The sequence below is a fragment of the Microcystis sp. LE18-22.4A genome, from assembly GCF_027531105.1.
Taxonomy (GTDB): Bacteria; Cyanobacteriota; Cyanobacteriia; order Cyanobacteriales; family Microcystaceae; genus Microcystis; species Microcystis aeruginosa.
Window position 1 is genome coordinate 1 of the sequence record NZ_JAPZRB010000006.1, and the last position, 6,148, is coordinate 6,148.

The window sequence follows — 6,148 nt, forward strand, 5'->3', positions numbered from 1 at the left end:
TGCTGAAAAAGTTTTTCCTAGGGGCAGGGTGTAGGGTGTAGGGTGTGGGGTGTGGGGTTTTACCGATTTTGAGGGGGTCAATTACCTAATTTTCAGGGAAAAAGTCCCTGAATTTACCCCTGATCACTCCCATATCTGGTACTTTTTGATTGACAAAAAGTCTAAAAGTGTTATCCAGCAAGGTTTTTAGATTTATTCAGCCAGCCCTATTTAGTTTTTTCTTCTTCAATCTCCCGCTGCATTTGGGCGATTTCTTCGGGAGTCATCGCTTCCAGGCGTTTTTTAAAGACGGCATCTTCGTAATCCTGGCGCTGTTTGCCGTAGGTCATATTATCGGTGGCAACTCGAAACAGATAGGTAAAAATCCAACCGATGACACCACCTACCAACACCGCTTGACTCCAAATTCCCGCCGAAGCACTATCTAAACCGGTTTTTTGTAGGATAATGTAGAGGATGCCGCCCATAGCAAACATCCCTATACCGATCCCGATGACATCAATGCGTCTCATGGGTTTTTTTGGTGATAACTTAAGCTTTTAGGGTACGACGTTGGGGACGGAAGTTAAGGAAAGGACTTAACAACAGCATCCCGGGGAAGAAAAAGCTCATCAGAAAGTACATAAACCCTCTTTCCCAAGAAGATGCCACATACCAGCGCGTATTGAGGTAGTAGTAGATAACGGCGGGAATGACGAGCAAATACAAGACACTGAGAGATAGGTAGATCAGGGCGATGATAATGGTTTCTTGCGTCAGAATTGATTGCATAAGGATTGATTTTTCTCAATAGCTGTCGGTGAACGGCAATTCACCTGCTGATTATTTTACCCTGTCTTTCCCCCTTTGTGGCGATCGAATTGGCGGGCTAAAATAATTTGCTGAAAATACTCTTGCCAATTAAATTATTTGTGATATGATAAAAAATTGTCGGTTAAATAACGGGGGCGTGGCGGAATGGTAGACGCTACGGACTTAAAATCCGTTGAGCCTTATAAGCTCGTGAGAGTTCGAGTCTCTCTGCCCCCATCGCTCGAAGTCTATATTTAAACTGAGTGTTGGGTATTTTAGTACAAATGCCCAAACTGCCTCTCCTTGCCCCTAGGAAAAACTTTTTCAGCCAGCCCTATCTAAAATATCCAATAATTCTAGGGGATGATGAATCAGATGATCGGGGTTAAATTGAGTGAGAATTTGAGGGGAGTTAAAGCCCCAAGCGACGGCCACCACTTGCACTCGACTTTTTTGGGCAGCAGTAATATCTCTAGTTTCATCGCCGACATAAATCATTTCATCGAGACAGAATTTATTTTCTCGAATCAGGCGATCGATAATTTTGTGTTTGCCGAATAAAGGCGTTCCCGAATAGATAAAATCAAATAAATTTAAGAGTTGATTATTTGCTAAAAATATGGTGACGTTTTCCTTGGTATTAGAAGTTATTATTCCTAATCTATAGCCTCTTTCTTTAAGAGTGGCGAGGCAGTGATGCCAGCCATGGAAAGGTTTCAGACATTCAATTTGTTTATTTAATTCCCGTTTAACTCGATAGAGTAAAAAAGGGATTTTAACGGGGGAAACTTGGGATTGTTTAATAATTTCTTGGGAACTAAGGTTTTTTAGTCTGGCCAAATCTTCCTCGTTGATGGGTTGATAACCAAAATTTTTAGCCAAACGATTGACAATCTCCACGAAAGTATCGTGGGTATCGGCGATAGTACCATCAAAATCGAACACGACTACTTTAATTGTCATCTTGTGCGGGGTGAGGGGAGTGGGCTAAATTAGCTTGGGCATTACGTCGCCACTGCTGGGGTTTAATTCGACGCAGGGCTGACGAGATGAAACGACGATCCCACTCCTCTATAGTTAGATTAGCTAATTCCTCCAACCTTGGCGAGAGGTTTTCGGGACGAGGTTGAAAATCCTCCACGTCGGTAACTTGGGCAAAACGTTGATTCCAAGGACAGACATCTTGACAGATATCGCAGCCAGCTACCCAACCTTGTAAATTCTCGGCAATTTCTGTAGGCAAAGTTACAGCACGATTTTCGATGGTATGATATGCAATACAGCGATTAGCATCCACCACAGAGGGACTAACTATTGCTTGGGTCGGACAAGCGCTTAAACAACGGCTACAGGTGCCACAATGGGCGCTATGGGGTCGATCGGGTTCTAAAGGTAAATTAGTTAATATTTCGGCTAAAAACACCCAACTACCGTAATTGCGGGTAATTAAGTTACCATTCTTGGCAATCCAGCCGATCCCTGCTCTTTGCGCCCAAACTTTATCCTGTACCGGTCCTGTATCCACATAGTAACGGGTTTGAATTTGCTCCCCCTGACTTTCTAACCATTGACTGAGGGCTTTTAATTTTTTACTTAATACTTTGTGATAATCCCGTCCCCAAGCATAACGGGAAATTTTGCCATGGTTTTGCTCTTGACTGTGTTGCTGGGGGGTGTAGTAGTTAAGGGCGAGACCAATTAGCGATCGCACTTCTGGCCAAAGAGTTTTGATATCCTGTCGTTTCGGGTTAGTCATCCAATCCATATCAGCGTGATAACCCCGCTCTAACCAGCTTTTTAGATGGGATACCGCCGAGTCTTGGCTGTCCACAGAGGCAATACCGACCCCATGGAAGCCCAACTCTAGCGCTTTTTCTTTGATCTGTGTTTCTGTCACCATAGAAATATCTTAGGGCTTGCTGAATAAATCTAAAAACTTTGTTGGATAAGACTTTTAGACTTTTTTTCCCTCAAAAAGTGCCAGCCATTGCGGGGATCGGGGGCAAAATTCAGGTACTTTTTCCCTGAAAATTAGGCAACTGACTACCTCAAAATCGGTAAAACCCCACCCCCCACACCCCACACCCCACACCCTGCCCCCAGGAAAAGCTTTTTCAGCAAACCCTATCTTAAGTCAAGTATTTGTAACAATTATTTACAATCATCAATTTATTGAGCCAAATCCCAGGCTGAACAGTTAGAAACCATGATCAACGAAGAAACTGTGGTTCCCGTCCCCGCTATATCGTCCTCATACTAAATCCAGTTATTAAAAACTGATTATTTATTCTCCGTTTTGCCTTTTGCATAAGTAGAAAAGGGGTTTCTCCGAGAAACCCGTTTTCTGTGCGTTACTCAACGGATTTAGTATAACTATTGACTTGCTCAATTAACACCCGTCCCTAAAATGACTTGTACTTTGCTAGTACAATTATAGTAAGAAGTAAAATAAGAAAGATTAAAACAAATAACCATGTCTCAACCGATTACCATCGAAGATATCTATAAACTTTTTGAGAAAACTAACGAAAAGTTTGAACAATCACGCCAAGAATACGATCGCCGGGCTGCTGAAGCCAAGGCCGAAGCCGATCGCCGGGCCGCCGAAGCCAAGGCCGAAGCCGATCGCTGGGCCGCCGAAGCCGATCGCCGGGCTGCTGAAGCCGATCGCCGTTTAGCCAAGCTAGAGAAAACAGTGGCCAATACCAGTCGTGCTGTGGATAGTTTAACCACTCGCTGGGGAAGATTTGTCGAGGAATTAGTCGAACCTGCTGTTATTAGCCTATTTCGGGGCAAAGGTATTGATGTTAAAGAAACCTACAGTCGTGCCAGGGTAAAACGGCAAGGAATAGCCATGGAGATTGATATTTTAGCCGTCGATGAAACCGAGGTAGTTTTAGTAGAATGTAAGTCTCGTTTATCGAAAGATGATGTCAATGAGTTTTTAGAAAAATTAAGTCGATTTAAACAAGCATTTCCCCATTATAAAAACTATCAAGCTTATGGTGCAGTGGCAGGAATAGAAATAGATGAAGGAGTAGATCGTTATGCCTATAAACAAGGTTTATTTGTAATTAAACCATCGGGAGAAACGGTAGAAATCATTAATGATTCTGGTTTCGAGCCTAAATTATGGTAGGAGAAAGATGGTTCCTTCATCTGGCAAAGTATTGGCATCAGGTCTAATTTTTCCAACCTAGGACTATACTAACTTATGGATACAATGCACGATTAGTATTCATATTTTGATTCAGCAAACCCTAATTAATTTTTGAGGATGCAAAAACGGCAAAAATAAGGATTAAATTGCCTAAAATCTGTGAAGAGACCATTTAATTGATTATTATTCATGCTTAATTCTCCTGACTACTGACGACCGGCTCCTAATCCCAACAACAATTTTTGATTTTTACCAGAGGTCTAGTAACGTCTTGTCCTAAAATTGCCAATAGCCAGTTTCAATGCACAAGAGCCTGATGGCTAAAAACTGGCTCCAGTTTTTGACCGGGATAGCACCGCTTGATCACAGTGGATCGTAAAATGGGATAATGCTAACTTTGAGAGTCAGAGAGACTATGAGTGAATTCGACTACGATTTAATTATTATCGGTGCTGGAGTTGGTGGCCACGGGGCAGCCCTACACGCAGTCAAATGTGGGCTAAAAACAGCTATTATCGAAGCCAAAGATATGGGAGGAACCTGTGTCAATCGCGGTTGTATTCCCTCTAAAGCTTTACTGGCAGCCTCGGGACGAGTGCGAGAATTAGCCGATACTGACCATCTAAAAAGTTTAGGTATTGCCATCGGTGGCGTTAATTTTGACCGTCCGACAATTGCCGATCATGCTAACAACCTTGTCAGTAAAATTAGAGGCGATCTCACTAATAGTCTTAAACGTCTCAAGGTTGATACTATCCACGGTTGGGGAAAAATCGCCGGCCCGCAAAAAGTTAGCGTCATCGGTGATAGTGGCGAAAAAATCTACACCGCTAAGGATATTATGCTCTGTCCGGGGTCGGTTCCCTTTGTCCCACCGGGGATCGAGATCGATCATAAAACGGTTTTTACCAGTGATGAGGCCGTTAGATTAGAAACTTTACCCAAGTGGATCGCAATTATCGGTAGTGGTTATATCGGTCTGGAATTTTCGGATATATACACCGCTTTGGGTTGTGAAGTGACGATGATCGAAGCTTTAGATAGTCTCATGCCTGGATTTGACCCAGAAATCTCGAAAATCGCGGAAAGAGTTCTGATTAAACCTAGAGACATCGAGACTTATGTGGGAGTTTTGGCAAAAAGTATTAAACCGGGGAATCCTGTGGCCATTGAACTGGTGGACGCAAAAAGCAAAGAAGCGATCGAAATTTTAGAAGTAGATGCTTGTTTAGTCGCTACAGGAAGAATCCCGGCGACAAAGAATCTCGGATTGGAATTTGTGGGTGTAGAACTGGATAAACGCGGTTTTATTGCCGTTAATGACAAAATGCAGGTAATTCAGGACGGTGAACCGGTTCCCCATCTCTGGGCTGTGGGTGATGCTACGGGTAAAATGATGTTAGCTCACGCTGCTTCGGGTCAAGGGGTAATAGCCATTGAAAATATCTGTAATCGCCCAAAAACCATCGATTATCGCAGTATTCCCGCCGCCGCTTTTACCCACCCCGAAATTAGTTATGTGGGTTTAACGGAACCGCAAGCAGAAGCTTTGGCACAGGAAGAAGGGTATAAGGTGGCTGCTGTCAAGACCTATTTTAAGGGAAATTCTAAGGCTTTAGCGGAAGGAGAAACGGAAGGCATCGCTAAAGTCGTTTATCGTCAGGATACGGGCGAATTACTCGGTGTTCATATTATCGGTATCCACGCATCGGATTTAATTCAAGAAGCGGCCAATGCGATCGCTGAACGTAAATCTGTCCATGAACTCGCTTTCCGCATCCACACCCATCCAACTCTCTCAGAAGTCCTCGACGAAGCTTACAAACGCGCTGAAGTGGCAGCATAGAGTCAGTTATCAGTGATCAGTTATCAGTGATCAGAGTTGAGTTTTCAGTTGGCTGATTACTCTTTACCGTTTACCGATCACAGCAAAAAAGCTCCCCACTTCCCCAATCCCCCAATCCCCCAATCCCCCAATCCCCCACACCCCAATCCCCAATCCCCCACACCCCACTCCCCCACTCCCCCACTCCCCCACTTTTAAACAGGATTTAACATTAGAGTTCTTGCATAATTAATTTTTGAGAGGGCAAAAATGAGAAAAATAAGCATAAAATTGCATAAAATAACCAAATAGAGCATTTAATTGATTAATGCTCATTCTTAATTCTCCTGACTACTGACTACTGGCTCGGA

The 6,148-nt window shown here is 43.3% G+C and carries 6 protein-coding genes and 1 tRNA gene; 3 read left to right on the top strand and 4 right to left on the bottom strand.

From position 1 onward, the window contains the following. Nucleotides 1–206: 206 nt before the first annotated feature. Entirely contained in the window at nt 207–512 is a 306-nt protein-coding gene (locus O9295_RS00130; protein WP_079205902.1) for a DUF3007 family protein, read from the bottom strand. Between the two features lie 19 nt (nt 513–531). After that, the gene (ndhL, locus tag O9295_RS00135) at nt 532–771 is read right to left on the bottom strand and encodes an NAD(P)H-quinone oxidoreductase subunit L (RefSeq protein WP_002732218.1); all 240 of its coding nucleotides are present in this window, start codon (nt 769–771) and stop codon (nt 532–534) included. A gap of 172 nt (nt 772–943) precedes the next feature. Between ndhL and O9295_RS00140 the strand changes: the two genes are divergently transcribed. Continuing rightward, a tRNA-Leu gene (locus tag O9295_RS00140) sits at nt 944–1,029 on the top strand. Between the two features lie 87 nt (nt 1,030–1,116). Here O9295_RS00140 and O9295_RS00145 read toward each other — a convergent pair. Both O9295_RS00145 and queG read right to left on the bottom strand, forming a co-directional pair. Further along, complete coding sequence (locus O9295_RS00145) at nt 1,117–1,755, bottom strand: HAD-IA family hydrolase (RefSeq protein ID WP_147071185.1); 639 nt, start codon at nt 1,753–1,755, stop codon at nt 1,117–1,119. Next, a complete protein-coding gene (gene queG / locus O9295_RS00150; RefSeq protein WP_288030807.1) occupies nt 1,745–2,692 on the bottom strand; it encodes a tRNA epoxyqueuosine(34) reductase QueG in 948 nt (315 codons plus the stop codon). Before queG ends, O9295_RS00145 begins: the two co-directional genes overlap by 11 nt. A 573-nt stretch (nt 2,693–3,265) precedes the next feature. Here queG and O9295_RS00155 point away from each other — a divergent pair. Together O9295_RS00155 and lpdA are read left to right on the top strand one after the other, a co-directional pair. Then, on the top strand, nt 3,266–3,931 hold the full coding sequence (locus tag O9295_RS00155) for a DUF3782 domain-containing protein (protein ID WP_288030809.1): 666 nt from the start codon (nt 3,266–3,268) through the stop codon (nt 3,929–3,931). A gap of 436 nt (nt 3,932–4,367) precedes the next feature. Further along, nucleotides 4,368–5,798, top strand: a complete 1,431-nt coding sequence (gene lpdA / locus O9295_RS00160) for a dihydrolipoyl dehydrogenase (RefSeq protein ID WP_288030811.1) — start codon at nt 4,368–4,370, stop codon at nt 5,796–5,798. Nucleotides 5,799–6,148: the final 350 nt, after the last annotated feature.

Coding starts and splice junctions, on each gene's coding strand:
- O9295_RS00130 (WP_079205902.1), bottom strand. CDS start 512: ATGAGACGCATTGATGTCATCGGGATCGGTATAGGGATGTTTGCTATG.
- ndhL (WP_002732218.1), bottom strand. CDS start 771: ATGCAATCAATTCTGACGCAAGAAACCATTATCATCGCCCTGATCTAC.
- O9295_RS00145 (WP_147071185.1), bottom strand. CDS start 1,755: ATGACAATTAAAGTAGTCGTGTTCGATTTTGATGGTACTATCGCCGAT.
- queG (WP_288030807.1), bottom strand. CDS start 2,692: ATGGTGACAGAAACACAGATCAAAGAAAAAGCGCTAGAGTTGGGCTTC.
- O9295_RS00155 (WP_288030809.1), top strand. CDS start 3,266: ATGTCTCAACCGATTACCATCGAAGATATCTATAAACTTTTTGAGAAA.
- lpdA (WP_288030811.1), top strand. CDS start 4,368: ATGAGTGAATTCGACTACGATTTAATTATTATCGGTGCTGGAGTTGGT.